The following is a 21443-nucleotide window of genomic DNA, read 5'->3' as shown; positions in this document are numbered from 1 at the left end:
GGTAGTACTGGGCCTTCTGGCACCGCGGGTAGTGCCTCATCAAAAAGTATTGTTTTTCAAGGAACAAATGCTGGTTTTCAACGTATAGCGGGTTCTCCTGGAATTGACTCCAATGTTATTCCATATGTTACTGCTGGATCCGGTAGTATAGTCGGATTTTCTGCGTCTATAAATGTAAATAACTTACCTGCTGCTGTTTATACGATTGATATTAGCAGGAATGTCCCAACAAACCTCAATGCCCCTACCTCTAGTTACATCCTATCCACTATTACCTTAACTACTACTGACAAAATTACTGGAACTATGATATTTTCAATTAAAGCGACAGATACTGGATTGGGACAAATTCAAGTGTTTAATCCTACTCCAGCAGTAGGTCCCGCTACTGTAACTTGGACTAGCATTACAACTGGAAACCTCGTTTCGAGAGGAGATGCTATATCCCTTTATATTACTCCTGGAATTACTGCCAGTGCTGTATATTCTGTTTTTCTAATCACTAATATTTAGTTCCCTCTTAAAAATAATTTATTTAACAAAAAAAGCCCCAATAATTGGGGCCAACAAATAGAAATGCAAATGAATTAAAACAAATAACAGACAAGTCTAGTATATACTAGACTTGTTAATGTATCCATATTTTGGTTTTTAAATTATATATACTGTACAAATAGGGTAAACACTATCGAATTTTTATTCACAAAAAAGGAGATCATTCTCAAATAAGTGATCTCCCTTTTAAAAATATTTTTTCATTACATCGGCAATACAACCTTTACAGTCGTTCCAACCCCAACTTCACTTTCAAAACTCATTTTACCGTTGTGGTCTTTAATAATTTTTTCTGTAACTACTAAACCTAAACCTGTTCCCGTTTCTTTCGTTGTGTAAAAAGCTTCATTTAGCTTCGGAATTTTGTCTTTTGGAATGCCGCAGCCCTCATCCTTAACTTGAACAATGATTGCATCTTCTACAGTCACTTTAATCGTAATCGTTCCGCCAACTGACATTGCTTCGATCGCATTTTTAATTAAATTAAAAAATACTTGTTTTAATCGTTTTTCATCGCATGTAATTGATGGTATGTCTTTACTATATATACCTTGTATGTGCACGCCTTGCTTTAAAGCAGGCTTCCCCATAACTCGAATAACATAAGCGATAATTTCTTCTATATTATGAGTTTCTGATTCTGGTGATTTAGATTTCTCAAATCCACTAAGTTCTGTAGCAATTGTATGAATTCGTTCTACTTCTTGTTTCATAATATCACTATATATTTTATCCTCTGGATATTTATTTGCTTGCTTATTCACAAATTTCTTCAAATTCGCTAGAGGTCTTCTAATTTTGTAGCCAATAACTGTTGCCATTTTCCCAACAGTTGCTAATTTTTCTGTTTGTTGTATTTCTTTATCCATCATCTCAAGCGTACGAACGTAAGACTGAAACCTCAAAAACATAATCCAACATATGATAGTAAATACGCTATATAATGCCATTGGGATTAAGACGAGTGACGATTGAATAATGATTCCTATAAGAGCGTACTTTCCAACAAGTATCCCCGGAACTAACCAAAAATACCTTTTGTTCACAAAGATTGGTGCAAATAAAATGAAAAATCCTTCTACTATATTTCCACCATCAAATTCAGCATCACTACCATAGTAAATCATAAAATTATGAATAAAATCTAATAGATTATATCCAATTAGAATAATATACTTTACTGCAAATGGATTTTTCCATTTCATAAAGTATACTCCAGTACAAAATAAGATCACCATCAGAAAATAAAGCCATAAACCTAAACCATCTTCAAATTCTCCTACGCCGTCTTGCTCTCCTCCTAGGAAAGGTACAATAAATTCGTAGGCAAGATCGTATACAAAAAATATAATAAAAAATAAACTTAAAAATATTTTCAGCGCCTTTATTTCTTCATTTTTAAATATATCGTCTTTATTCATATGGTAACTCCTAGCTTTTCTCCCACTTGAATTTCATTATTTTCACGCTGCTTTGGGAGAATGATATCTATTCTAGTTCCACTATCTCTTTCACTTGAAATATGTAATTCACCTAGGTGCTGCTCGGTAACAAGTCGATTCGCTACCGTAAGTCCCAGGCCAATTTTATCCTGTTTCGTTGTATAAAAGGCCTCTGTAACACGGGCCAAATTTTCCTTCTTAATGCCGTATCCATTATCGATTACACTTAGCATTACATAATCTTGTCCTTTATTTTCTAGTCGTAAATCTAATGTGCCACCTTGCTCCATCGCCTCCAGAGCATTTTTTATGACATATAGCAAGACTCCTCTTATTTTCCGCTCATCACATTCAACTTCTATCGCCTTTTCTTCCACATTAGAAATAAGCTGAACGTTAGATTCATTCATTTTTTCGCGAAGAATTGTTACTGCTTGTAATGCAATTTCTCCTATATTATGTTTCTTATAGATAGAAGGTTTACATGTAGCAACTTCCATCAACTCACTTATCATACTATTCATATTTTCTATTTCAAAAATCATCCGTTTGTAAATAGGGTCCTCTCCATGCTTCTCTCGTTGTAATTGCGTAAACCCTTTTAATGAAGCAAGTGGATTTTTAATTTCATGTCCCACTGTCGCTGCCATTTTTCCGATTACTGCTAATTTTTGTGATTCACTAGCAATCTTAATACTTTCCTTTACAGCTGAAAGGTATTGTATAAATCGATTTAAAATGATGTATACTGCTATTAATACGAGTGTATACATAATGAGGAACATAAACGCTTTTACTTCCCCTAATACAAATAAATAAATTAAATATTTCCCTATAATAGTGACAAGTAAGCACACAAAAAATCTTTTATTTATAAATATAGGTACAAAGAAAATGAATATAATTTCTATTATATTCGTCGCATCAAATGCCACCTTATTATAAAGAATATACGAAAGTATATTCACTATTTCTATCCCTATGTATATAAATATACATGTATATTTAACAAGGTTTGCTTTCTCTTTTTTTACTAAGTATATATTCACGCATAGTATTGCTACTCCACATAAAGCTTGCCACATTCCTTTATGCCAGTTTTCTATTAATGCTTTATTTTCTAATACAATTGCATAAGAAACTTGGTATACACCAACAGTGACATACAACACCCATAAAAAAATTTTCGCATTCCTTTCTTCTTCTTTATATGATAGAAAACTCTCTTTCACTTCAACACCCCTTCAAAATAATATCTCGAAGAATACCATTTATTATAATAAATGATTTTCATAGACAAACAAAGATAAATCGAACAATTGAGGAAAATCATCCCAACATTGCAATCTCCTCAGACTATATGTAAGCATAAAAACTATAAATAATAATACGTATATTATGGGAGGTGCTTTATATGGACGGCAAAAAAAATAAAAAGACAGAACAAATGGAATCCTTCACGCGTGAGAATGAAGGAAAGGAAATGACAACAAATACAGGTGTCAAAATTTCAAATGATGAAAACTCTTTAACCGTCGGCGATCGTGGTCCTACCCTTCTAGAAGATTTTCTTATGCGGGAAAAACTTGCTCATTTTGACCGTGAACGAATTCCTGAAAGAGTCGTTCATGCAAGAGGATACGGCGCACATGGTATTTTCGAGCTATATGAATCTTTAGAAGAGCTAACAATGGCCCACTTTTTACAAGACCCTTCAAAAAAAACACCCCTTTTTGTTCGCTTCTCTGAAGTAGCTGGATCAAAAGGTGCGAATGAAACAAATCGAGATGTACGAGGGTTCGCTGTTAAATTTTATACAGAAGAAGGAAATTTTGATTTAGTAGGAAACAATATTCCCATTTTCTTCATTCAAGATGGTATTAAATTCCCTGATCTTATTCACGCCCTTAAACCTGAGCCGCATAATGAGATTCCACAGGGACAAACAGCACATGATACATTTTGGGACTTCATCGCCAATAACCAAGAATCCGCTGCGATGATGATGTGGATTATGTCTGATCGTGCCATTCCAAGAAGTTTTCGAATGATGCAAGGGTTTGGCGTTCATACATTCCGCTTAGTAAATAAAAACGGAAAGTCGCGATTCGTAAAATTTCACTGGAAGCCAAAGCTCGGCATTCACTCATTAATTTGGGATGAAGCTCAAAAACTAGGGGGTGCCGATCCAGATTACCATCGCCGTGATTTATGGGAAAATATTAATGCTGGAAACTATCCTGAGTACGAACTCGGCATTCAAATTTTAGAAGAAGAGGATGAATTTAAATACGATTTCGATATATTAGATGCGACGAAAATTTGGCCTGAAGAAGATTTCCCCGTTAAAATCATCGGGAAAATGACATTAAATCGCAACGTCGATAATGTATTCGCGGAAACGGAACAAGTCGCACTTCATCCTGGAAGTATCGTCCGTGGTATTGATTTCACCAATGATCCGCTCTTACAAGGGAGGCTCTTTTCTTATACCGACACTCAATTGGCACGCGTCGGTACAAATTATCAAGAATTACCGATTAACCGTCCAATATGCCCATTTCACAACAATCAAAGAGATGGTGCATCTAAATATATAATCGATAAAGGAAAAATTGCTTACCATAATAATTCCTTAGCAAATAACACTCCTTACACTGTCCCCGGTACAAAGGGTGGGTTTGTTACATATCCTTCTACGGTGTCAGGGCATAAAACGAGAGAAACAGCCGCCAGTTTCAAAGACCATTTCTCTCAAGCACGTCTATTTTGGAATAGTATGAGTAACGTCGAAAAGGTTCATATTATGCAAGCCTTCTCCTTTGAATTAGGAAAAGTAAAAAGTACATCCGTCCGCCAACAAGTCGTAAATATGATTGGCCATATTAGTACTGAATTAGCTACGTTAGTCGCTGAAGCGGTCGGAGCAAAAGTCCCAAATATTCAAGAATCCAGCGTTACAAAATCATCGCCAGCACTCAGTATGGCAAATACGACATTTAGTCCTAATACATTACGAGTAGGTGTCATTGTTGCAAATGGATATGACGGACGAAGCGCGCAATATATAATGAATCAATTCAAACAAGTTGGACTACAGCCAGTGATTGTTTCCGAGCGATTAGGTATTGTGCAAGGAACGCAAAATATACGTTGGGACGTGAATGATACTTTCTTAACAGGATCATCACTTCTTTATGACGGTCTACTTCTTATTGGAGGAAATCTTGATGAACAGTTTCTTAATAAAGCGAGTTCATTTGTCGTAGAATCATATAATCACTTTAAGCCAATTGGTGCCTTCCAAAACGGCTCTACTGTTATTCAGTCTTTAAATATCGAAGGAAAGCCTGGTGTCTTAATAGAACAAAACCCTACGCTCCTGGCGAATGAATTTATTAAAGCTATGACGAAACAACGCTTTTGGGATAGAGCTTATGAATAGGATAGGGGGATAATTTATGTTTGTTACCGTCGAAAAAGATGTGCATATTTTTGTGCAAGACGTGAATCCCGGTCCCGGTAGTAAAACTGTGTTCTTCGTCCACGGCTGGCCTTTAAATCATCAAATGTACCAATATCAACTCAATGTGTTACCACAACATGGTTTTCGCTGCATCGCTATGGATATACGCGGAAACGGGCAATCTGATAAACCGTGGACTGGTTACACATACGATCGTTTAGCAGACGATATCGCCATTGTTCTAGAAGCACTTCAAGTAGAAAATGCTACATTAGTCGGTTTTTCAGTAGGTGGCGCTCTTTCTATTCGGTACATGTCTCGCTACAATGGTCATCGCATTTCTAAACTTGTATTAGTCGATGCTGTTTCCCCCTCTTTCGTTAAAAATCAAGAATCTCCCTATGGTGTCCCAAAAGAACAAGCAGATACCCTCATTAATCAAATGTATGCCAATCTGCCTAAATTTTTAAATGATGTATCTTTATCATTTTTTAATAGAAACTTAGGATCTGCTACGTTAGAATGGTTTTCTTATCTCGGTATGCAGTCTGCTTCCTACGCTCTCATCAAAATATTACAAGCAGCTGCAAATGAAGACGTAACGAAAGATTTAAGTAAAATTAACGTCCCAACAAAAATATTCCACGGTATTCACGATCAACTTATCCCTTACAAAAGCGCTGAACTCACACAAAAGCGGATTAAAAACTCTCAGTTACATCCTCTTACAAATAGTGGTCACGGTTCTCCAATCGATCAAGCGGATGAATTAAATGAAGAACTTATAAAATTTTTACGTTCATAAAAGATAGACTGCAAGTTTTTACAAAAAAATTCACATATTTCTCACAAATCAATTAATAAAACGATTACATTTTTATTTATACTAAATGTACAGGTAATACTCCCTAAACCCAGCTTGTCTGGTTACCCCGTTAAATACTATAAAAAAAGAACTTGTATCGTTATACAAGTTCTTTTTGTTTTTCTATTTAAAAAGTATATCTTTACTATACTGCTTTCCAGCAAGTAAATCATATTGGAGCATTTTATATTGCTCTAACATTTCTTTTTGTTCTTTTGTTAAATCTGTTATCTCTTCCCCATCTTTATTAACCTTTAACTCATCTCTCAGAACCGGTATTTCTTTATGCATTTCCGATAGAAATTGATAAAATGGTGATTGATTTAATCCTGCATAATCAAAAACAAGACTAGAAAAATAAATTGGACTTACTAAACCTAAATTGTCATTTGGCAAATCGAAATTCGCATACATTAACAATGGTGTTTCTGACATAATTAATCTTTCTCTTACCGTCTCTTCATTTTCTATATATCCTGCTTCTTTATAAATAGATTTATTAGTACCTAACATAGGTAAATGATCTCCAAAGAAGACTAATAAAGTAGGTCTGTCTAACTCATCAAGCTGCTCGATTAAATATTGTAGCGCTTCATCCGACAGTCTTACCCCTTCTGTATATGCTTCTAATTCCGCTTTCGATTCCTCTTCTGTTAATCCACTAATTTCTATTTTATTTTCACCAAACATATTTGGTGTATATGGAAAATGATTTTGCATCGTCACCGCATGAATAAATGTAGGTTGTTTTCTCTTTTTTAATTCATCTATTATTTCTTTACTCATAGATAAATCACCAATATTATCTCCAACTACTTCTGTATTTTTCATCGTGTCTTCTGCATTAAAATTATCGAATCCTAATGTTTTATATACATCTTCTCGTTTATAAAACGATCGATTAAAGGCATGAATTGCACTTGCATAATACCCTTGCTTTTTCAATTCACTTGCAATAGATGGAACTTCTTTCTGACTTGGAATAGCTTGTTGATACGGTATAGAACCTGGCATTAAGAGACTCATCGAGTAACTCGTTAATGCTTCAAATTCTGTATTCGCTGTATTCCCTCCAAATGTAGGAGCTATCGTTTGTCCACCTGGGAAATTCTCTGTATAACGATGTAAATTCGGCACTGGATCTTCGCTAAATGAAAGATTCGTTAATTTTGTCGGATCCCACAATGCTTCACTCATAATATATATAATGTTCGGCTTCTCTGCCTTTTTTTGCGCTTTTACTTTACCGCCATATTGCTTTTCTATATCCTTTGCAATTTGCTGCATCTTTTCTTTTGAATATTCCTCTGGCTCTTTTATGACTGTCGTATCTAAATTACTTAAAAATCCTATAACAAAACCATTCCCCTTATAATTTGCCGCTTGATTCCATGCACGGATGTCTACCCCAGCTTTTGTAAATATATTATTCATAAAGGTAGTAGGGTAGTTACTATATGCATACAACATAAACGCAGAACCACATATTAAAATTATCCTCATAATAATATGTGATTTTATAACTGGAATGTATTTTCTTATATACATAACTATAAATATAAGTAAAACAATACTAACTATCATCAGAAACATATTCCAAAAACTGAAATAATCCATAACCATCGGTATAACGGAATTCATATGGCCAATCTGTGTAAAATCAGACGGGTAGAATGGCTCTCCTCTAAAAATGAGCTTAAAATGGTTCACCAGCACAAAAATAATCAAAACTAAGCTAGTTATCGTTGTACTTAAGAAAACTTTTCCAATCAAATTATATGCAAAAACGTATACCATATAAATAAATAATAGGCTTAATATATACTGTCCATATTGTAAATACACCCATGTATTTACTACTATAAGATTCATATCCTCCTGCACTATGATATACATCCAATTCATTGTATGAGCAATTAAAAATAATACGACATAAACTCGAATAGCTGGCCTAAGCTTATGACTGATACCCTTATTTAAATGAATGATGTATAGTAGTACACTCCACAAAACAATAATGAGTATACTTAGCTGGATTTTCCCATTAAAAAATTCTTTAGTTTTCTCGAATTCGAAAGACCTTAACATAACAAAAAACAGCGTTTCTAAACAAATCGCCCACATTCCACTAAGAATGATAGAAATTAGTAGGTTCTTCCTCGGCTCCTGAGGAGAAAAACTAAGATAAAATTCATCTCTTCTTCGTTGTTGTGTTAAAACATTAAAAAGCAATTTATTCCCTCTTTCCTTTACCCCTTCGTCTCGCATCAAAAAACATATTGTCTTATACAAAATAACATATTTGTATGCAGCTAGTCTCCCTATACGCTTGTAATATACACATGTATCCTTAATTTCCCCTTAAAAATACAGTGAAACTTTAATCGGCCCGAACCTTTCAGGATTGAACGGGATAAAACTTCTTCTCTATATTCTAGAAACATAAATGAACTATGCTTCATAAAATGATTACCATAAGAAAAGAACCTATCAACACTGACAGGTTCTCCTTCATTTTAATAGAAATGGGCATATGTATTATATAAGAGAATACATCCATACTTTCCATATAATACATACAAGTACGATAACTACAAAATCAAAAAGATCTAATCTCGGGCCTTTTTTCATATGCATGTCTAACCATATATGAACCCATTTTATGTTTGTATATTTTTGAATGTTTTTCTTTGCAAATTGGTAAATGAGCACTTCCATAATAAAAAATCCAACTACGAAAATAAACAATAGAATGAGAAAATCAACCACTACATTCCTCCCTATTTTTGCAGCGATTTTTCTACTATCTGATTTCTCAAAACCCACTCTTCAAATTGTGCACTTCCAAATTCCCAGCTAAGATCACGAGCATGTACAGAAAAAACGTAATGACCAGCATATTCGTCCATAAATCTACCTGTCTCGATCTCATCTTTCTGAAGACCATACGCTCCAAAATTAAAATACACATCCCACACGTCTTCATTCTTCCGCTTATAAGCGATCGATTCCATATCACATTCTGTTCCGAAATAATCAAGATGTAAATGTACGCTATCATCATATTCGCACTTCATTTTATCACCCCTTATATTTGTACTTCTTTATCACCCAAAAAATTCCTGCTATCTACACTCACATATGGGCACTTACCTACATATCATGCTTGTAGAGTGACTTCTAGGAGGTGTTATATAGTGAAAAAATTAATAACTGTTTTTTGCATCATGTTACTAGCTGTTTTCATATTTGCTGCTTGCAGTAGTAAAAAAGAAGGTACGAAAGAACAAACTCAAAACATTCGCGTCGGCGAAGTTACCCATTCTCTCTTCTACGCCCCGTTATATGTCGGGATTGAAAAAGGATTTTTTAAAGATGAAGGATTAAATATTGACCTCCAAACAACAGCTGGCGGAGATAAAACGATGACCACCCTGTTATCTGGCGGAATTGATATTGCTCTCGTCGGTTCTGAAACGTCTATTTACGTTCATCAACAAGGCGCAAAAGACCCTGTCATTAACTTCGCACAGCTTACACAAACAGATGGAACATTTTTAGTTTCACGTAAAAAATTAGACTCTTTTAATTGGAATGATGTAAAAGGTGTTACGTTTTTAGGACAGCGTAAAGGCGGCATGCCGCAAATGGTTGGAGAATACGTTTTAAAGAAAAACGGCATTGATCCTCACAAAGATACAAACTTAATTCAAAACATCGAGTTTGCTAATATTGCAAATGCCTACGCATCTGGTACGGGAGAATTTGTACAGCTCTTTGAACCGACTGCAAGTATATTCGAAAAAGAAGGTAAAGGTTATATCGTCGCTTCATTCGGAAATGAATCTGGTACTGTTCCTTATACATCGTTCATGGCAAAGGAAAGTTTCTTAAAAAAGGATAAAGCTGCTGCTGAAAAGTTCACACGTGCTCTCTATAAAGCGCAGCAATGGGTTGATACCCATAGTCCAGAAGAGATCGCTGATGCCGTTTCTCCGTTATTTAAAGACACTTCAAAGGACATTACAGTAAAAGTAATTGAACGGTATAAAAAGCAACACTCTTATGCGACAAATCCGCTATTAGATGCTGAAGAATGGAAACAACTCCAAACGATTATGAAAGAAGCTGGCGAATTACAAAAAGAAGTTCCACATGAAGCGCTCGTCAATACAAAAATTGCCGAAAGCGTTATTAAGAAATAGAGGCGAAGTGTATGAGTTTTTTACAAATACGTAACGTTTCTCACTGCTTTTTCGCAAAAGAGAATGCCAAATTGATTCTCGAAGATATGAGCTTACAAGTGGAAGAAGGCGAATTTATTTCTATACTCGGTCCAAGTGGTTGCGGCAAAACGACACTCCTCTCCATTATTGCCGGGTTACTTGATCCTATTGAAGGTATCGTCTTTTTAGATGGTGAGCCTATTACAACGAAAACTGCATCTATGGGATATATGTTACAGCAAGATTACTTGTTTCCTTGGAAAACAATCGAAGAAAACATCATGCTTGGGCTTCATACCCGAAAGATTTACGATGAACAGACGAAAGAACACACTTTAAAGCTTTTAAAACAAGTCGGTCTGCATGATGTAGAAGAACAATACCCTCGTGAACTATCCGGCGGTATGCGTCAACGTGCCGCTCTCGTTCGAACATTAGCGACCGATCCGAAAATTTTATTGCTAGATGAACCATTTTCCGCTCTCGATTATCAAACGAAGTTGAAACTAGAAGATCTCGTCTTCACATTATTACGTAACTATAAAAAAACATCACTACTCGTGACACATGATATTGAAGAAGCCATTGCAATGAGTGATCGTATTTATTTACTACAAGCGAACCCTGGAAAAATCGCAAAAATATTTATCGTCCCAGAAAGCATCCGTTCCTTATCACCGTTAGAATCACGCCACCACCATGACTTCCCATCCCTCTTCCAAGAAATATGGAAGGAGCTGGAACGCCTTGGATAATATAAAGCAACTACATGAACAGTTTCGGAAGAAAGAACGCAGGCGCGCATGGTTAGCCAGGTCTTTACAGCTTTTACTGCTCATTCTTTTCTTTGCACTATGGGAAATAGCTAGCAAAAAAGAGTGGATTGACCCTTTACTCTTTAGCTCTCCTTCAAGCATTTGGGATCTTTTCCTTAGTAAATGGCTTGACGGTTCGCTTTGGGTCCACATATGGACGACATTACTTGAAACGGGAGTAGGTTTCATTCTTGGAACAGTACTCGGCGCTATTATCGCTACTTTCCTTTGGTGGATCCCCCTTCTCGCCCGCGTACTTGATCCATATCTTGTCGTCCTAAACGCCATGCCAAAAGTGGCACTTGGTCCTATCATCATTGTAATCTTCGGTCCAAATGTTTCTTCGTCGATTGCAATGGGAGTAATCATTTCCATCATCATTACCATTCTCGTTATTTACAGTGCATTTCAAGAAGTTGATTCTAACTATATAAAAGTGATGGACACATTTGGCGCAAATAAATGGCAATGTTATAAGCAAGTAGTTCTCCCTGCATCCTTCCCAGCCATTATTTCAACGTTAAAAGTGAACGTTGGTTTATCATGGGTCGGTGTTATCTTCGGCGAACTTCTCGTCTCTAAACAAGGTCTTGGCTACTTAATTAGCTATGGATTCCAAGTTTTCAACTTCACGCTCGTCTTACTAAGTGTACTACTCACCTGTGTCCTCGCCACACTTATGTATGTGTTTGTTGAGGCATTTGAAAAACTTCTAATTGGAAAACGAAAAAAAAGCTGACTTAGGACGATAAACTATAGTCAGCTTCTTTCTTTTACTTTTTATCACACATCTTTGTTTCATTTTTAACGTTTCCATCCGCAACTGTAACTGTATGGAAACAATCTTTCACACGTACTGTAACGACATTATCTTTTCGATCTATTACATGATAGTCATTAAACTTTTTATCCAATGCACTACGAATTTGCTCCCCTTCAAAAATCGGAAAACCGTGAGACATTACCCAAATGAGACCAGCAACAGCAAGAATCGTTTTCATACGTTTCATTACCTCCTCGAGAGTAAACTTATAGCCCCTAAAACACGCGCATTATAATTGTGTCTAAATTGTGACATTTTTATACTAATTCTATTTTATAGCGCTAGTTCCTTCTTCTTTTTAAGAAAAAGACAGAATTTTCAATTTTATAAACAAAAAAAACGCAAAGAACTAAAATTCTTTACGTTTTCTTAGTTAAATGATATAACTCGCATTAGTGTCCACTTTGCTGTTCTATCGTTTTCGAAACATCATATAATCCCGCCAACACTTCTGCTCTCATTTTTACAAGCTCAGGGAACTGATAGAAGAACGCAATTTTTTTATACTTTAACTCCGATCCTTCTTTCACCTTTTTTGAATCTTGCAAAATAAACGCTGTAAACGTATCAGCAATATCTTCTGCTACATTTGTCGTTCCATACTGTGATACAAACTCATCATGCTTTTCTTTAAAAAATTCAATTTGAGTTTCTTCACTTTCTTCTACTTTCTTTTCTGTCCACTCCTGCTCAATAGGCTTCCAGAAAGAGTTATAAAATTGATTAATATAAGATTTTTCCTTCGCACATCCCTCTTGTAAGAAAAGATTTCCACATTTATTTCGGTACGTTGAAATATCTTTATCTTCTTCAAAAGCCTTTACATAGTTTTCATCTACTGGTATTTGCTTATGCCCGAGCGTCAACACGTGAGCCGTCTCATGAATTAATGTTTTCATCACTTCATCGATATTTACCGCAGAATCAAGCGTATCTAAGCTAAGAGTCCAGTCTTTTGGATTCTCCATACTAGGCATAACGTGGGCAACAACACCGTCATAACCATCCGTTATTAAATCAAATTCTGTTATATTCCCGCGATATTTAGCTGGAATGAGTGTACGATACATATCCCATAAATCTTCATGATAACCTCTATCTTGACGTTGTTGCAGCACCTCTTCTTTCGCTTCTTTATCTTCAGCGAATACTTTATTTAAACGTTTCCGTTCTATTTTTTCAAAATAAGGATCTACAATTTCATCACCATCAATATAATAAGAAGCTAAAAAGAAATAATTTTCATCCTCTTCTTTTTTCTTCTCTGCTTTTTTCATATCCGCACTTTCATGCTCTTCTATATCATAATCTTCTACTGCTTCAAGCTCAGATAATCCATCTATTTTTTCATATACTTTTTGAAGTTTCTTATCTCCTATTTCCACGCATTCTTCTTCTGTTTTACAAACTTCTTTTTCCTTCACACTCTTCATAGAACTATCGCATCCTGCTAGTAAACCCATTGCGACGATAACCCCTACTAACTTGCCATACAGTCTCTTCATACAATCCTCCATTATTCCATTCTACAAAAATATCATAATCATTTTTTAACGAATATGCGATAATTAATTATACGAACTGTAAGGAGGTTTCTCATGATTCGAGCAGTCTTATTCGACTTAGATGGAACACTATTAGATCGGCGCCAATCTCTAGAACAATTTATTCATGATCAATATAATCGCTTTGCCTCTCACTTAATGAACATAGAAAAATCAGAGTATTGTTCTCGATTTCTTGAGCTCGATAATAATGGCTATACGTGGAAAGATAAAGTATATGCTACTCTCCTTTGCGAATACAACATTACCACTTTAGCACCAGAGCAACTACTGCACGACTACATTACAAACTTTCAACATTATTGTATTCCTTTCCAAAACATGCATGAATTACTTCAACGTTTAACACAACAAAATATTAAAATTGGCATTATTACAAACGGCTTTACTGACTTTCAAATGAACAATCTTCGTGCACTAAACATACATACGTATACAAATACAATTCTCGTTTCAGAAGCGGAAGGGATTAAAAAACCACATCCTGAGATTTTCGAACGAGCTTTACAAAAGCTACATGTGAAGGCAGAAGAATGCATGTACGTTGGAGATCATCCAGAAAACGATGTATTTGGTTCTGAACAAGTAGGGATTCTTGGTGTTTGGAAAAGAGATTTATTTTGGGGTGACTTTAAGCATTCCCATGTGGTGGACGATTTGTTGGAGGTGCTTTCGTTTTTAGAAATAGAAATGAAAACAAAGTAATAGTAAATAAATTACATCGGCAATTATTTTAACATATCAATTTTGCAATAGTAATAGCAGGCTAATAGCGAAAGAATACTGTTTAAAACAGCCTTCTTTCGTTATTTATAAATCAACTATATTTTTCCGAATTGGATTTATTTAACTTTTTATATTAAAATGTTTAAGTAAAAAGTTATAAAGATATCCTCATATACAACAGGAGTGATTTTATGGTTAAAATCGGAAATAGAATAGAAAAAACAAATCCTTCCTCACCTAAAGAAATTATTCAAAAACCAAGTGCATCATTTACTACTGAAAAGCCTAAATATTCTTTCGATGACATTATACTTAATGAAGAAACAAAAGAGGAACTTTTGAATGTATTATCTTATCAAAAGAATAGCGAAGTTGTTTTTGAAGAATGGGGACTTAATAATACCCATAAATTCTCAAAAAAAATCGGGATTAATTTATATGGTGATCCTGGCACAGGAAAAACTATGGCTGCTCACGCAATTGCACATAAGCTTCAACGTGACTTAATGGTAGTAAACTATGCTGATATTGAATCAAAGTATGTTGGAGAAACTGCAAAAAACTTAGTACATATTTTTCAAGTTGCTAAGGAAACAAATAGCATTTTATTTTTCGACGAAGCTGATGCAATGCTAAGTAGACGTGTTACCAATATGTCTAACTCTACTGATGTAAGTGTAAACCAAACTCGTTCTGTTTTACTCATGTTACTAAACGATCATCAAGATATTATTTTATTTGCAACAAACTTTATCTCTAATTTTGACCCTGCATTTATGAGAAGAATTTTAGCCCATATACACTTTTCATTACCTGATGCAGAACAAAGAGAAAATCTATGGCGAAAATTAATCCCTCGCGAACTTCCGCAAAGTCTCGATTTAACTGAAATGGCAACTGAATATCCAGGAGTCACTGGAAGTGATATATCTAACGCTATTTTAAATGCAGCATTTGCTGCAGCTAGAAAAAATGAATCTCATGTCTCTGATAAATACTTTAAAGACTCTATATCAAACATATTAAAAAGTAAAAGGCATAATCATCAACAAAATATTAAAACTACCGATCGGATTGTTGATGAAAAATATGTAAAAACACAATTACAAAAATAACAGGAGGATTTAATATGATTTTAACTTCACTCATAGTCGGCGCCGGAATTTTAATAGGTGGTAGTTTATTAGCTAGATATTGGAATAGTGTAGTTGATTGGTTAAAACGCGCTGTTTCTAAAGTACAAGAAATGATGCAAACGGTCATTTACGGTACAAAAGTTTTCATCAAAAAAATGTATGAAGCTATGCAAGAAATTTCAAAACACTACACTCGTGACCAACAAGGGCAATGGCATGAAACTGTTGTAACTCGTGAAGTATCAGAATACGATGTGCCACCCGAAATTTTAGCAAAAGCTAATAAAACCTCTCAAGAAACTGATATAACTCATGAATTAGAATTACAATTAAATTAACATAATTGAGGAAGGAAAATAAAAATCATGAAAAAAATAGGAGATTTTAAAAAATTCATATCATTTTTAGAAGATACGGAAGAGTTCATAAAAGTATTTAAACAGTTTCTTCCATCGCCAAAAATGCAATATAACTTAAATGAAATCGCTGAACTATACTCAAAAAGTACAGAAGAAATTATAAAAAAAATAGAAGTAAAAGACGAATTAACATTTGCAGGTGGAATTTTCAAAATAACTTACACATCTTCTAAAGAATTTAAAGTATCAATGGAAGGTTACTTTCAAGATTCGGCCAAAAAATGGGTAAAGAAAGAGACAAATAATTTACTTCCAACATCAAATTTAACAGAAAGCGCCTTAAAAGAATTACAAGATGCTAAAGAAGTATCCTATGAAATCTCTAATTCAGCTGAATAAGGGGGGATTACATATGGTCATTATATTATATATATTAGGCGCTCTCTTTTGTTTAGGTATTATACTTGTATTACTGCGCTTTATAGGACAACTATTATTAGTTGCTATAGGAATTGCCCTTATAATAGGGGTAGGATTTTTAATTGTTTCCTTTTTCCCTTGGTCCTTAATTATACTAGCTATACTTTTTACCCTTGGTTACTTTATGGATAAATCTATTGATAAAAAAGTAAAATCATACTTTTATCAATACGAAATGGGAACTTATACAGACATTGTAAACTTCATCGATAGTAAGGATAGTGCAAATCAAGTACAAGACAAATTAAATGATCTTGTTCAAAAAGGGGTAATAGAACGTTTAGAGTTTAATCAAAATCAAATTGCTTATCGCTGTTTAGAAAAAAGAACTTATCCCAAAGGAGTTATTACTCACCATATTTCTTTAGACTAATATATAAACATCCACTTCAAGAAAGGGGCCTAATTCAGGGTCCCTCTCTTGTTTACCTTATTCATTAAATAATTTCATTCTATAACCTTCATCGATAAATGATACAACGAAATCTACTTCAAAAAAACAGCCACATAAGTTCTTTTTTAATAAAAATATAATGTCCCTTAAATATCTTAGAAAATTAATCAAAATCAATCTCAAAAAAAGAAACCGGCCACTTTACTTCGTAAAACAGCCGATTTCTTCTATATGTTTCATCGTGCGCGCCAATACATCGTCGCGCATTATAAAGCTAAATTTTCTATCCGTTTTAATGTTATCAGGAATGTCTGTTAATAAAACAGATCCTTTCGTTTCTTCGTAATGCGTATGTGCTTCTACCGCACTAATTGTTGCAAAATAAATGTTTTTAATGATTATTTTGTCTTTTCCAGATACTTTATATTGTCCTAAGTAAGTTAAATCAGAAACTATGCCGCCAGTTTCTTCATGAACTTCTCGAACTGCCGCTTCTTCCGGTGTTTCCCCTAGTTCTACTTTACCACCTGGAAATTCAAGACCGCGACGTAAATGATGTGTTAATAACCATTGATCCCCGTACCGGCATACAACCCAAACATGCTTTGGCTCAGGAGAAAATGGATAACGTTCAAACGATAATTGTACAGTGTTGTGGTAATAATCTTTAAATTTGTACATGCCATTACTCCCCTATTGATGGTTACAAGTTTTTCCTACCACAAATTGTAGCATATTCTCGCTTTTCTGCATAATATTATCCAATTACAATCCATTGATTATTCCCATTTGCGCGACTAATTCTTTCGTCTCATGATTTCCTAAATCGTAAATCATTTTATATGCTTTTTGTAGTTGTTCATCATATCGGTCATTATTTGAATCGTGATGATACTCAACAAATGGAACGTGGGAGCGTACAAATGAACCTAAATCTTCTACATATGCTTGATCGAAGTACTCTCTTAATTCCGTAATTTCCTCATCATTTGCGGAAATCTCAAAATTATACGTATCCGCCGTCTTCACTTGTGAAATTTGACCGTTTCCTATTGATATATAATATGTTTTTTTCTGCTCCATGTAACACCCTTCTTTCATCCTTTTAATTTCTATTGTTTTCATCAATTACAAAATTATGTAAAATAAAGAAAAGGAGGGATTCCATGTTCAAAATATTAATTATCGGTATTATAATCGTCCTAGTCATCCTCGTACTCTCCGTCATGACGATTAATAAAGGCTACGCTTATAAACATTCTGTTGATAAGCCAGAAGATAACCCTTATACAAAAAACAGCAAGAAGAATTCATAATAAGGTGCATATACTACTTATTTTAGCCCACATCATATCCAGTATTCATTTACTGGCAGGTCAGCATAACTTTCTACCACTTTCACAATTTCTATTAGGAGCTTTACTATTCCTCATTGCCCTTGAACAAATAAAGAAAAAAGATTCAAGAATCGGATTTATTTAGATTTTCCTCATCATTAGCTATATAAAATAACAGGGGGGATATATATGCTAAAAGGATTACAGATTACTTTTGCACTCATTGCATTATGTATAGTAATCTATGGATATTTTACTGGTAATAGAGAAATGATGTCTTATATGTTCATTTTCTTAGGATTAATGGCTTTCACTATAGGACTAGGAGAAATAAAACAAGACAGAAAATCTAGTGGTATATTTGCTTTCATAGCTGGCGCTGGTGCTTTATTTCTTAGCTTCTCAGAACTATTCCGATAAATAGTCTATTTAAAAGGGGGATTTCCATGCTAACTGGATTACGGATTGTTTTAGGACTTATTACTCTTCTCGGACTCTCTCTTTGCACTTATGCCCTTATTACCGATAATTTTTCACTTCTCCCATACGTACACTTTATTCTCAGTTGTTCCTTTATTCTTCTAGGAATTAACGAATTGCAATCCCGACGAAAATCAATGAGTATTCCGTTTTTTTTTTCGTTTCTAGTCTTATATTCTTCTTTTTAATATCAAACTACTTTCGCTACGTATAGAATGGCCAATTTAGCATTTACAAGCACTTAATAAAATAGAGGCTAATTTTGAAAAAAGGGGGAGATTTGTATGCTAAAAACATTACGAATTATATCCGCTCTTATCGTCATCGCTCTCGCTCTATCCGGGATATTTACAAACGCGCTTGTTATTATGCCCTATATGCTTATCGCCTTATCAATTATGGCATTTCTCATAAGCGCAGAAGAAAAACAGAAACAAAAGAAAGTACATAGTACGCTCTCCTTCTTTTCCGGCATATTCACTTTAATCGTTGTTATTGTTATTATTTTCTCTCGGTAACTTTTCTTTCTACTAAGGAGGGCTAAAATGCACATAAGACACTTACAACTCATCATCGTTTTTATTACTTTACTTCTATGTTTATACAGCTTATTTACAATGAACCTTCAAATCTTTTCACCTATCATTTTGTTTCTTTTTAGCTTATATGGCATTTTAGTAGGAATTAAGACCATTCAAAAACAGCAAAAGCAAATTGGAGCTATTAGCACCTGTTTAAGTCTTTTTACGATTGTTTTTGTTAGTCCATTTATTCTGTTCTTCTAAAGGAGGCTTATATGTTAAAAAACATTCGAATTATACTAGCAACGATTGCCCTCATTCTTGCTATACTTAGCTTCTTTGCAAACTTCTCTATACTTTTGTCATTCGTATTCATCCTTTTGAGTATTATGTTTATCTTTTTTGGAATTGATGAAATGAAGAAACAGGAAAAAGCAAAAGCATTTGTTTATTTTCTCGGTTCTGCCTTTGTCTTATATGTTGGGTTGTCTAGTATACTTTCATAAAAAAGAAGAGCATGGTCGCTCTTAACACAATAAAAAAACTGCCCTTTCACAGGCAGTTTTTCTTTATCCCGATTGGTTCAACTAATAATCAGTGGGTGATAGGGGCCCCTCCCCCATCACCCACTGATTAAAGTTTCACTTTATCCAAACACTTTCTCAAGTTCATCTTTATCTTGGCTTAACCAGAAGTTCATTAAGCGTTGTGCTCCTTCTAAGTCATGAAGCTTCGCTTGGCCACATTGTGTTTCATTTGCAGCTGGAATTTCTGTAATTTGAACCGCATCTTTTAATGTTAGTTCTAATAAATCAATGATTTCTCGAACTGTCGGTGTTCCGCTTACTACAAGATAGTATCCTGTTTGGCAGCCCATCGGTGAAATATCGATAATATCAAAATGCGGATAACGATCAATATATTTACGTAAATTAAATGCTAATAAATGTTCTAACGTATGAATAACATCTGGTTTCATTGCTTGTTTATTCGGTTGGCAAAAACGAATATCGAATTTATTTACAATACCGTCACTACCTACATTGTGAACTCCGCAATGTCTTACATAAGGTGCCTTTACAATCGTATGATCTAATTCAAAGCTTTCTACTGATGGCATACAACATCTCTCCCGCTTTTAATTTAATTCCGTTATATCCAATATGATATAACGGAAATCAACATTAGTAAAGTATTATGTACAGTCGTGCTATAATACTTTAAGAATATGCTGAAAAGGAGACCATTATGAAACAGATTTTTATTAGCATTATACGCTTTTATCAAAAATTCATTTCTCCAATGACACCACCAACGTGCCGCTTTTACCCAACTTGTTCTCATTACGGATTAGAGGCGTTTCAAAAGCATGGCGCACTCAAAGGCTTTTTGCTTACTTGTAAGCGTATATTAAAATGTCACCCTTTCCACCCGGGAGGATTTGATCCTGTCCCAGATAAAAAGGATGACAAAGTAAATTCTTAATTGTCGTAACCATTCACAACTAAATCTAATTTTCCTGTGTCAGGATCGATAACAAGACCGTGAACAGGTACTTCTTCTGGAAGTAATGGATGGTTGCGAAGTATTGATACGCTATGTTCTACACTTTCTTCTACACTAGAGAACCCTTGTAGGAATCTTTCTAAATCGATTCCAGAATAACGAAGTGTATCTAATTTCTCTTCTGTTATACCGCGCTCTTTCATCTTCTCAATTGTACTGCTTGCTTGAATTTTTGCCATACCACAATCATGGTGACCAACTACACATACTTCATCAGCACCAAGCTCATATACAGCAACTAAAATACTACGCATAATACTTCCGAATGGATGTGAAATAACAGCGCCTGCTACTTTAATAATTTTCACATCACCGTTACGCATATTCATTGCTTTCGGTAGTAGTTCCACAAGACGAGTATCCATACAAGAGATAATTACCATTTTTTTATTTGGGAATTTTCCTGTTTCATACTCTTCGTATTTTTTTTCTTCAACGAATTTTTCATTGTATTGTAAAATCTCTTCTAATGACTTCATAGTAAAAAACCCTCTTTTCTCTCATTTACATTACTTATATAGTGTACCAAAATTTAAAAAACTCAAAAAGAATATTGTTTTATAGTAAAAATAAGATATTTTCAGATAACCGCCATAATTTTTTCAAAATATACACACAGCTTTGTAACAAGTCTCACATTCTTTAACCACATTTTCACTATAAACTGATTGTAGATAATGTAAAAAA

The 21443-nt window shown here is 34.4% G+C and carries 27 protein-coding genes and 1 pseudogene; 17 read left to right on the top strand and 11 right to left on the bottom strand.

Annotated elements, in window-relative coordinates:
• A pseudogene (locus ACXY7N_RS23465) lies at window positions 1–513 on the top strand (collagen-like protein); the annotation flags it as partial.
• A gap of 245 nt (window positions 514–758) precedes the next feature.
• Here ACXY7N_RS23465 and ACXY7N_RS23460 read toward each other — a convergent pair.
• Both ACXY7N_RS23460 and ACXY7N_RS23455 read right to left on the bottom strand, forming a co-directional pair.
• The gene (locus ACXY7N_RS23460; protein WP_016085847.1) at window positions 759–1976 is read right to left on the bottom strand and encodes an ATP-binding protein; all 1218 of its coding nucleotides are present in this window, start codon (window positions 1974–1976) and stop codon (window positions 759–761) included.
• The gene (locus ACXY7N_RS23455) at window positions 1973–3229 is read right to left on the bottom strand and encodes an ATP-binding protein (RefSeq protein WP_016135513.1); all 1257 of its coding nucleotides are present in this window, start codon (window positions 3227–3229) and stop codon (window positions 1973–1975) included. The genes ACXY7N_RS23460 and ACXY7N_RS23455 overlap by 4 nt, the downstream gene beginning before the upstream one ends.
• A 182-nt stretch (window positions 3230–3411) precedes the next feature.
• Between ACXY7N_RS23455 and ACXY7N_RS23450 the strand changes: the two genes are divergently transcribed.
• Complete coding sequence (locus ACXY7N_RS23450) at window positions 3412–5442, top strand: catalase (protein WP_016135514.1); 2031 nt, start codon at window positions 3412–3414, stop codon at window positions 5440–5442.
• Window positions 5443–5458: 16 nt separating this feature from the next.
• Window positions 5459–6268, top strand: a complete 810-nt coding sequence (locus tag ACXY7N_RS23445; protein ID WP_016085844.1) for an alpha/beta fold hydrolase — start codon at window positions 5459–5461, stop codon at window positions 6266–6268.
• A 183-nt stretch (window positions 6269–6451) separates the two neighbouring features.
• Here ACXY7N_RS23445 and ACXY7N_RS23440 read toward each other — a convergent pair whose 3' ends face one another.
• From ACXY7N_RS23440 to ACXY7N_RS23430, 3 genes are all read right to left on the bottom strand, one after another.
• On the bottom strand, window positions 6452–8596 hold the full coding sequence (locus ACXY7N_RS23440; protein ID WP_048894646.1) for an LTA synthase family protein: 2145 nt from the start codon (window positions 8594–8596) through the stop codon (window positions 6452–6454).
• Between the two features lie 270 nt (window positions 8597–8866).
• Complete coding sequence (locus ACXY7N_RS23435; protein WP_016085842.1) at window positions 8867–9097, bottom strand: hypothetical protein; 231 nt, start codon at window positions 9095–9097, stop codon at window positions 8867–8869.
• 11 nt (window positions 9098–9108) lie between these two features.
• Complete coding sequence (locus ACXY7N_RS23430) at window positions 9109–9405, bottom strand: DUF3986 family protein (protein WP_016085841.1); 297 nt, start codon at window positions 9403–9405, stop codon at window positions 9109–9111.
• A 120-nt stretch (window positions 9406–9525) separates the two neighbouring features.
• On the opposite strand from ACXY7N_RS23430, the gene ACXY7N_RS23425 reads away from it, so the two are divergent.
• Genes ACXY7N_RS23425 through ACXY7N_RS23415 form a run of 3 tightly spaced genes read left to right on the top strand, consistent with a single transcriptional unit; the run spans window position 9526 to window position 12108 of the window.
• Window positions 9526–10533: an ABC transporter substrate-binding protein gene (locus ACXY7N_RS23425; RefSeq protein WP_488592631.1), complete on the top strand. Its 1008-nt coding sequence runs from the start codon at window positions 9526–9528 to the stop codon at window positions 10531–10533.
• 11 nt (window positions 10534–10544) lie between these two features.
• Window positions 10545–11309, top strand: coding sequence for an ABC transporter ATP-binding protein (locus ACXY7N_RS23420; protein ID WP_016085839.1), 765 nt, complete (start codon window positions 10545–10547; stop codon window positions 11307–11309).
• A complete protein-coding gene (locus tag ACXY7N_RS23415; protein WP_488592630.1) occupies window positions 11302–12108 on the top strand; it encodes an ABC transporter permease in 807 nt (268 codons plus the stop codon). The genes ACXY7N_RS23420 and ACXY7N_RS23415 overlap by 8 nt, the downstream gene beginning before the upstream one ends.
• A 34-nt stretch (window positions 12109–12142) precedes the next feature.
• Here ACXY7N_RS23415 and ACXY7N_RS23410 read toward each other — a convergent pair whose 3' ends face one another.
• Both ACXY7N_RS23410 and ACXY7N_RS23405 read right to left on the bottom strand, forming a co-directional pair.
• On the bottom strand, window positions 12143–12370 hold the full coding sequence (locus ACXY7N_RS23410; RefSeq protein ID WP_000849109.1) for a hypothetical protein: 228 nt from the start codon (window positions 12368–12370) through the stop codon (window positions 12143–12145).
• Between the two features lie 214 nt (window positions 12371–12584).
• Window positions 12585–13697 carry a hypothetical protein gene (locus tag ACXY7N_RS23405; protein ID WP_016085837.1) on the bottom strand — a complete coding sequence of 371 codons (1113 nt, stop codon included), beginning with the start codon at window positions 13695–13697 and terminating at the stop codon, window positions 12585–12587.
• A 93-nt stretch (window positions 13698–13790) separates the two neighbouring features.
• Between ACXY7N_RS23405 and ACXY7N_RS23400 the strand changes: the two genes are divergently transcribed.
• The 5 genes from ACXY7N_RS23400 to ACXY7N_RS23380 all read left to right on the top strand — a co-directional run bounded on the left by ACXY7N_RS23400 (window position 13791) and on the right by ACXY7N_RS23380 (window position 16831).
• A complete protein-coding gene (locus tag ACXY7N_RS23400) occupies window positions 13791–14462 on the top strand; it encodes an HAD family hydrolase (protein WP_488592628.1) in 672 nt (223 codons plus the stop codon).
• Between the two features lie 212 nt (window positions 14463–14674).
• Window positions 14675–15598: an ATP-binding protein gene (locus ACXY7N_RS23395; protein ID WP_116329199.1), complete on the top strand. Its 924-nt coding sequence runs from the start codon at window positions 14675–14677 to the stop codon at window positions 15596–15598.
• 14 nt (window positions 15599–15612) lie between these two features.
• Window positions 15613–15957 carry a hypothetical protein gene (locus tag ACXY7N_RS23390; protein ID WP_116329200.1) on the top strand — a complete coding sequence of 115 codons (345 nt, stop codon included), beginning with the start codon at window positions 15613–15615 and terminating at the stop codon, window positions 15955–15957.
• A 27-nt stretch (window positions 15958–15984) separates the two neighbouring features.
• A complete protein-coding gene (locus ACXY7N_RS23385; RefSeq protein ID WP_116329201.1) occupies window positions 15985–16377 on the top strand; it encodes a hypothetical protein in 393 nt (130 codons plus the stop codon).
• A 13-nt stretch (window positions 16378–16390) separates the two neighbouring features.
• Window positions 16391–16831, top strand: coding sequence for a hypothetical protein (locus tag ACXY7N_RS23380; protein WP_088028138.1), 441 nt, complete (start codon window positions 16391–16393; stop codon window positions 16829–16831).
• Between the two features lie 222 nt (window positions 16832–17053).
• Here the strand turns inward: ACXY7N_RS23380 and mutTA are convergent, their stop codons facing one another.
• Together mutTA and ACXY7N_RS23370 are read right to left on the bottom strand one after the other, a co-directional pair.
• Window positions 17054–17533 (bottom strand): antimutator 8-oxo-(dGTP/GTP)ase, encoded by a 480-nt coding sequence (gene mutTA, locus ACXY7N_RS23375; protein ID WP_000276383.1) that lies wholly within the window; start codon window positions 17531–17533, stop codon window positions 17054–17056.
• A gap of 84 nt (window positions 17534–17617) precedes the next feature.
• Window positions 17618–17935, bottom strand: coding sequence for a hypothetical protein (locus ACXY7N_RS23370; RefSeq protein WP_000435820.1), 318 nt, complete (start codon window positions 17933–17935; stop codon window positions 17618–17620).
• 83 nt (window positions 17936–18018) lie between these two features.
• Between ACXY7N_RS23370 and ytzI the strand changes: the two genes are divergently transcribed.
• The 5 genes from ytzI to ACXY7N_RS23345 all read left to right on the top strand — a co-directional run bounded on the left by ytzI (window position 18019) and on the right by ACXY7N_RS23345 (window position 19696).
• Window positions 18019–18168: a YtzI protein gene (gene ytzI / locus ACXY7N_RS23365; RefSeq protein ID WP_000472802.1), complete on the top strand. Its 150-nt coding sequence runs from the start codon at window positions 18019–18021 to the stop codon at window positions 18166–18168.
• A 210-nt stretch (window positions 18169–18378) separates the two neighbouring features.
• Window positions 18379–18609 (top strand): YczI family protein, encoded by a 231-nt coding sequence (locus ACXY7N_RS23360; protein ID WP_116329202.1) that lies wholly within the window; start codon window positions 18379–18381, stop codon window positions 18607–18609.
• A 344-nt stretch (window positions 18610–18953) separates the two neighbouring features.
• Window positions 18954–19187 (top strand): DUF3953 domain-containing protein, encoded by a 234-nt coding sequence (locus tag ACXY7N_RS23355; RefSeq protein ID WP_016135523.1) that lies wholly within the window; start codon window positions 18954–18956, stop codon window positions 19185–19187.
• 27 nt (window positions 19188–19214) lie between these two features.
• Window positions 19215–19454: a hypothetical protein gene (locus ACXY7N_RS23350; RefSeq protein WP_016135524.1), complete on the top strand. Its 240-nt coding sequence runs from the start codon at window positions 19215–19217 to the stop codon at window positions 19452–19454.
• Between the two features lie 11 nt (window positions 19455–19465).
• Window positions 19466–19696, top strand: a complete 231-nt coding sequence (locus ACXY7N_RS23345) for a YczI family protein (RefSeq protein ID WP_016135525.1) — start codon at window positions 19466–19468, stop codon at window positions 19694–19696.
• Between the two features lie 140 nt (window positions 19697–19836).
• Here the strand turns inward: ACXY7N_RS23345 and luxS are convergent, their stop codons facing one another.
• Complete coding sequence (gene luxS / locus ACXY7N_RS23340; RefSeq protein WP_001141371.1) at window positions 19837–20310, bottom strand: S-ribosylhomocysteine lyase LuxS; 474 nt, start codon at window positions 20308–20310, stop codon at window positions 19837–19839.
• Window positions 20311–20438: 128 nt separating this feature from the next.
• Between luxS and yidD the strand changes: the two genes are divergently transcribed.
• The gene (gene yidD, locus ACXY7N_RS23335; RefSeq protein ID WP_016135526.1) at window positions 20439–20675 is read left to right on the top strand and encodes a membrane protein insertion efficiency factor YidD; all 237 of its coding nucleotides are present in this window, start codon (window positions 20439–20441) and stop codon (window positions 20673–20675) included.
• On the opposite strand, the gene ACXY7N_RS23330 is transcribed toward yidD, so the two are convergent.
• On the bottom strand, window positions 20672–21235 hold the full coding sequence (locus ACXY7N_RS23330; protein WP_000838167.1) for a beta-class carbonic anhydrase: 564 nt from the start codon (window positions 21233–21235) through the stop codon (window positions 20672–20674). The two genes, yidD and ACXY7N_RS23330, sit on opposite strands and share 4 nt — an antisense overlap.
• Window positions 21236–21443: the final 208 nt, after the last annotated feature.

Source organism: Bacillus sp. 5w2 (assembly GCF_054353775.1).
This window is presented reverse-complemented; position numbering and strand designations above follow the sequence as displayed.

What these genes read in the sequence shown, in the direction of transcription:
- ACXY7N_RS23420 (WP_016085839.1), top strand. Translation starts at nt 10,545, where the DNA reads ATGAGTTTTTTACAAATACGTAACGTTTCTCACTGCTTTTTCGCAAAA.
- ACXY7N_RS23400 (WP_488592628.1), top strand. Translation starts at nt 13,791, where the DNA reads ATGATTCGAGCAGTCTTATTCGACTTAGATGGAACACTATTAGATCGG.
- ACXY7N_RS23350 (WP_016135524.1), top strand. Translation starts at nt 19,215, where the DNA reads ATGCACATAAGACACTTACAACTCATCATCGTTTTTATTACTTTACTT.
- ACXY7N_RS23410 (WP_000849109.1), bottom strand. Translation starts at nt 12,370, where the DNA reads ATGAAAACGATTCTTGCTGTTGCTGGTCTCATTTGGGTAATGTCTCAC.
- ACXY7N_RS23330 (WP_000838167.1), bottom strand. Translation starts at nt 21,235, where the DNA reads ATGAAGTCATTAGAAGAGATTTTACAATACAATGAAAAATTCGTTGAA.
- ytzI (WP_000472802.1), top strand. Translation starts at nt 18,019, where the DNA reads ATGTTCAAAATATTAATTATCGGTATTATAATCGTCCTAGTCATCCTC.
- luxS (WP_001141371.1), bottom strand. Translation starts at nt 20,310, where the DNA reads ATGCCATCAGTAGAAAGCTTTGAATTAGATCATACGATTGTAAAGGCA.
- ACXY7N_RS23395 (WP_116329199.1), top strand. Translation starts at nt 14,675, where the DNA reads ATGGTTAAAATCGGAAATAGAATAGAAAAAACAAATCCTTCCTCACCT.
- ACXY7N_RS23450 (WP_016135514.1), top strand. Translation starts at nt 3,412, where the DNA reads ATGGACGGCAAAAAAAATAAAAAGACAGAACAAATGGAATCCTTCACG.
- ACXY7N_RS23440 (WP_048894646.1), bottom strand. Translation starts at nt 8,596, where the DNA reads ATGCGAGACGAAGGGGTAAAGGAAAGAGGGAATAAATTGCTTTTTAAT.
- ACXY7N_RS23390 (WP_116329200.1), top strand. Translation starts at nt 15,613, where the DNA reads ATGATTTTAACTTCACTCATAGTCGGCGCCGGAATTTTAATAGGTGGT.
- ACXY7N_RS23370 (WP_000435820.1), bottom strand. Translation starts at nt 17,935, where the DNA reads ATGGAGCAGAAAAAAACATATTATATATCAATAGGAAACGGTCAAATT.
- ACXY7N_RS23405 (WP_016085837.1), bottom strand. Translation starts at nt 13,697, where the DNA reads ATGAAGAGACTGTATGGCAAGTTAGTAGGGGTTATCGTCGCAATGGGT.
- ACXY7N_RS23445 (WP_016085844.1), top strand. Translation starts at nt 5,459, where the DNA reads ATGTTTGTTACCGTCGAAAAAGATGTGCATATTTTTGTGCAAGACGTG.
- ACXY7N_RS23385 (WP_116329201.1), top strand. Translation starts at nt 15,985, where the DNA reads ATGAAAAAAATAGGAGATTTTAAAAAATTCATATCATTTTTAGAAGAT.
- ACXY7N_RS23355 (WP_016135523.1), top strand. Translation starts at nt 18,954, where the DNA reads ATGCTAAAAACATTACGAATTATATCCGCTCTTATCGTCATCGCTCTC.
- ACXY7N_RS23460 (WP_016085847.1), bottom strand. Translation starts at nt 1,976, where the DNA reads ATGAATAAAGACGATATATTTAAAAATGAAGAAATAAAGGCGCTGAAA.
- ACXY7N_RS23360 (WP_116329202.1), top strand. Translation starts at nt 18,379, where the DNA reads ATGCTAAAAGGATTACAGATTACTTTTGCACTCATTGCATTATGTATA.
- ACXY7N_RS23380 (WP_088028138.1), top strand. Translation starts at nt 16,391, where the DNA reads ATGGTCATTATATTATATATATTAGGCGCTCTCTTTTGTTTAGGTATT.
- yidD (WP_016135526.1), top strand. Translation starts at nt 20,439, where the DNA reads ATGAAACAGATTTTTATTAGCATTATACGCTTTTATCAAAAATTCATT.
- ACXY7N_RS23430 (WP_016085841.1), bottom strand. Translation starts at nt 9,405, where the DNA reads ATGAAGTGCGAATATGATGATAGCGTACATTTACATCTTGATTATTTC.
- mutTA (WP_000276383.1), bottom strand. Translation starts at nt 17,533, where the DNA reads ATGTACAAATTTAAAGATTATTACCACAACACTGTACAATTATCGTTT.
- ACXY7N_RS23345 (WP_016135525.1), top strand. Translation starts at nt 19,466, where the DNA reads ATGTTAAAAAACATTCGAATTATACTAGCAACGATTGCCCTCATTCTT.